Source organism: Rubritalea sp. (assembly GCF_039830215.1).
Taxonomy (GTDB): domain Bacteria; phylum Verrucomicrobiota; class Verrucomicrobiia; order Verrucomicrobiales; family Akkermansiaceae; genus Rubritalea.
Genome location: NZ_JBDOPO010000313.1, coordinates 1 through 3,299, shown reverse-complemented (window position 1 = coordinate 3,299; position 3,299 = coordinate 1). Strand labels below are relative to the sequence as shown.

The following is a 3,299-nucleotide window of genomic DNA, read 5'->3' as shown; positions in this document are numbered from 1 at the left end:
GGTCGGATGTTTATAGGTCATTTGGCACAGGCTCGGTTTTGAACGGTGGAGCCAGTGCTGATAATAATCAGCATCTGGGCCGTTGTTCAAGTTAAGCGGTGCACTTCCGGTTTGAATCCAAGGCCAGCAATGTCAGCTCGTAAAATAACCCACTACTCAAGTAGTTCGGAGATCGCCTTCAAAACATAGTCAAAAACCCAAAAAAATCATCATCGGCATCATGCGAAAGCTGCTCCACCAAATCTACGGAATTCTAAAATCTAACGAGCCCTTTAACCCAAATGAAAAAGGTTTCATAACGGCCGCTAAACCCCAATAAGTAAGTACTTAAAGCCTATTTTAATCCTTGACTATTCAACGTAGTATCTTGTTCTGTATAGTATGTTTCAAGGCCAAGAACACAGGTTGTCTCTGAGAAGGTAAGGGTAAATCTTGTGAGCCTTCTCGGGTTTGCTGGTGTTAGGTTTAGGAACTATTGCGTCGATTCCTAGCAACCTCATCAAACGACGCACTCACTTCCTGCCGACTTCATTTCCTCTATCTCTGAGTTCGTGAATCAAGTTGCGCTTTCGTATTTGGCAATATTTGAAGAGGCTTTTATCAAGATACAGCATGATCTTATGACCCTCATCACTGATCTTAGCCCTTTTGGGTTTTAAGTGGTTGCGGTTGACCTCTAGCTAAGCTGATTGTTGCCTCATTGATAAAGCGTGCTGAGTATCAATTATAGCTTTTCGCTCACATCGATTCCCAGCTGTTCGCACTTTTTTAGAAGGAAGTCCTTCTCTAGTACGAGTTGCCCCCCTTGGAGCTCCATCTGAGCTTCTTTGACTTCGAGTGTTTTTAGCTCATTTCTTGGTGGTGTTAGAACTCTCAAAAAGCTCAATCAAACGAGACTCTAACTCCTTTTTCCACTGACTAACCAGGGACGGTGCTACATCATTTTCCTAGGCAATATCGTTTGCTGAGCGAATCCCCTTGAGAGCATGGGTTACGACACGTGCTTTAAATATAACACTGAGGTGTCTTTTCTTACGTTTCATTTGTCTTGTTTTCTGGTGATTAAGCCACCGATAAACAGTCAGATATTCAAAATACCTGAGGCTCCGTTACACGGGACTATTTCTATGTAGGTAAGGCCGAATTCTTTTGCCACCAGCTTTCGATTTTATCCGCTCAACCAGTAAGATTTGTAAACACCCAACGGGGACAAAATCTCTCATCACCTAGCTTGAAAAGAACTCCATTCTATCTAAAATATCGGCTTGCTCAGAGCTGACAGGACACTCAGGAAAACTTGTTTCAAAAGCTCTCTATAAAGCTAAATTAGAAGCAGAATATCTACCCACCCACGTCGTATCAAGGCCTATGGAAACCAAAAACATCGCCGTAGTAAAAGCGACACCGCTGGTAGTAAATTCATCGCAAACTTCCTCAGGTCTGAACATCACGCCATCATTGCATGGATACCACAATCCGCTGACAGAGAAAAGCTAGCTTAGCATAGTCGTTTTGCCGAATACATCACTCAAGGTAATTGAAAGAGCCGAGAAGCTTTCTGTTTTCTTCGAATGAAAGATGTATACAATTGGAAATTGCGTGTGGGTCTAATAAGGTGGATGGCGAGTTGTTGGTGTGTATGAGTTTAGACATGCCAATCTTGCCGATGTATACGCTTATTTTAAGAGTTTTATTGAATATCTGGCGTGAAAAAGGCACCTCTATGAGGTGCCTTTGGTCGTTTTAGTAACTCAAAATAATAGAGGTACTACTGCTGAGATTTATCTTTTTCGTTTCCGAGTATATACCCACCAGCTCCTCCAGCTGCTGCTCCGATAGCTGCACCTTCGAGTCCTTTACCTGATTGGTGACCGATGATTCCACCAGCGATGGCACCTAGTGCTGCGCCTGTGCCCGCATTTGCTTGGGCGTGGTTTTGTGGTTGGCAGCTGGTGAATGCTACTGCGCAGGAAACTGCTGCGATGGCTGTGATAATTTTTTTCATAGTATTTTTGAAATAAGATTCGTCACGAGACTAACAGATAAATTATCTCGCGGCAAGTTTATTGAGAATAGAATGAATGAGTGGTGGTCCGTGGTAGATGAATCCAGTGTAGAGTTGGATCAACTTTGCTCCCGCATCTAGCTTCTCAATCGCGTCGTCAGCATTCATGATGCCACCCACTCCGATGATTGGGATTTGCTCGCCAAGGTGTGAGTAGAATGCCTTAATTACCTTTGTGGATGCTTTCGTCACAGGCTTACCTGAGAGTCCGCCAGCCTGAGTGGCGTATGGCTTGCCGAGTACAGCTTCGCGGCTGATCGTTGTGTTGGTTGCCACCAGTCCGTCGAGCCCCCCTTCGAGAAATACCCGAGAAAGATCAGCGATTTGTTCTTCGCCCATGTCTGGAGCTACTTTGAGCGCGATGGGCATGTGGAAACCTGTTGTCTCGCTGAGGTGTACTTGTTCTTTTTTGAGAGCCTCTAAAAGTCGAGCAGTATCATCTGCTGCTTGAAGGTCGCGGAGCCCTGGGGTGTTAGGTGAAGAAATGTTGACCGTGACGTAGTCTGCGACGCCCCAGCACCCGCGGAGAGCTTTGAGGTAGTCGTCGACGGCATTTTCATTTGGCGTAACCTTGTTTTTACCGATGTTAAATCCGACGATTCCTTTGAAAGTTGATGAAGCTCTGACATTTTTTACGCCTTGATCGATACCTACGTTGTTGAACCCCATGCGGTTGATGATGGCTTCTTCTTCGATGATTCGGAAAAGGCGTGGCAGCGGGTTGCCTGGTTGTGGCTTAGGTGTGATGGTGCCAATTTCTACTGAGCCAAATCCGAGGCGGCCAAGAGCATCAATAGTGGTGCCTTCTTTGTCGAGACCCGCAGCGAGGCCCACTGGGTTGGGGAAGGTGAGCCCCATGCATTCTACTGGCTGAGCGGCTGGCAACTTGCCAGCAACGAGCTTGAGAACGCCTGTCGCCTCAGCTTTACGCATGAGGTCGAGAGAAAGATGGTGGGCGTCTTCCGCATCCATTTTGAACAAAAGGTTGCGTGCGAAGTTATACTGCGTGCTCGTCATACGCCCCTCCTAGCAAGAGAGTTTACCTTTGTAAAGCCATCCCGCTACGGGGCGAGTGGCTGGTCACTAGAGATGATTCAATGGTGCCAGCACGATGAAACCTTTATGAGTAGATCGATCTACTGCTCACTCTCGAGTTGTGGGTTCATGTGGAGCGTGAATGGACTGTCTGCTAGATATGTAGAAAAGAGTGCAGGGTCCACAGATCTGAGCCAGC

Annotated in this window: 3 protein-coding genes; all 3 read right to left on the bottom strand. The window is 46.3% G+C overall.

Translation table 11 applies throughout. The features are described 5' to 3' along the window. Positions 1–724: 724 nt before the first annotated feature. The 3 genes from ABGY95_RS10440 to ABGY95_RS10430 all read right to left on the bottom strand — a co-directional run bounded on the left by ABGY95_RS10440 (position 725) and on the right by ABGY95_RS10430 (position 3,082). On the bottom strand, positions 725–877 hold the full coding sequence (locus ABGY95_RS10440) for a hypothetical protein (protein WP_347441625.1): 153 nt from the start codon (positions 875–877) through the stop codon (positions 725–727). Between the two features lie 891 nt (positions 878–1,768). Further along, entirely contained in the window at positions 1,769–2,005 is a 237-nt protein-coding gene (locus ABGY95_RS10435; protein WP_347441624.1) for a glycine zipper domain-containing protein, read from the bottom strand. Positions 2,006–2,047: 42 nt separating this feature from the next. Continuing rightward, positions 2,048–3,082, bottom strand: coding sequence for a quinone-dependent dihydroorotate dehydrogenase (locus ABGY95_RS10430; protein ID WP_347441623.1), 1,035 nt, complete (start codon positions 3,080–3,082; stop codon positions 2,048–2,050). Positions 3,083–3,299: the final 217 nt, after the last annotated feature.

Excerpts from the sequence above, each read along its gene's own strand:
- ABGY95_RS10435 (WP_347441624.1), bottom strand. The coding sequence starts at position 2,005 with ATGAAAAAAATTATCACAGCCATCGCAGCAGTTTCCTGCGCAGTAGCA.
- ABGY95_RS10430 (WP_347441623.1), bottom strand. The coding sequence starts at position 3,082 with ATGACGAGCACGCAGTATAACTTCGCACGCAACCTTTTGTTCAAAATG.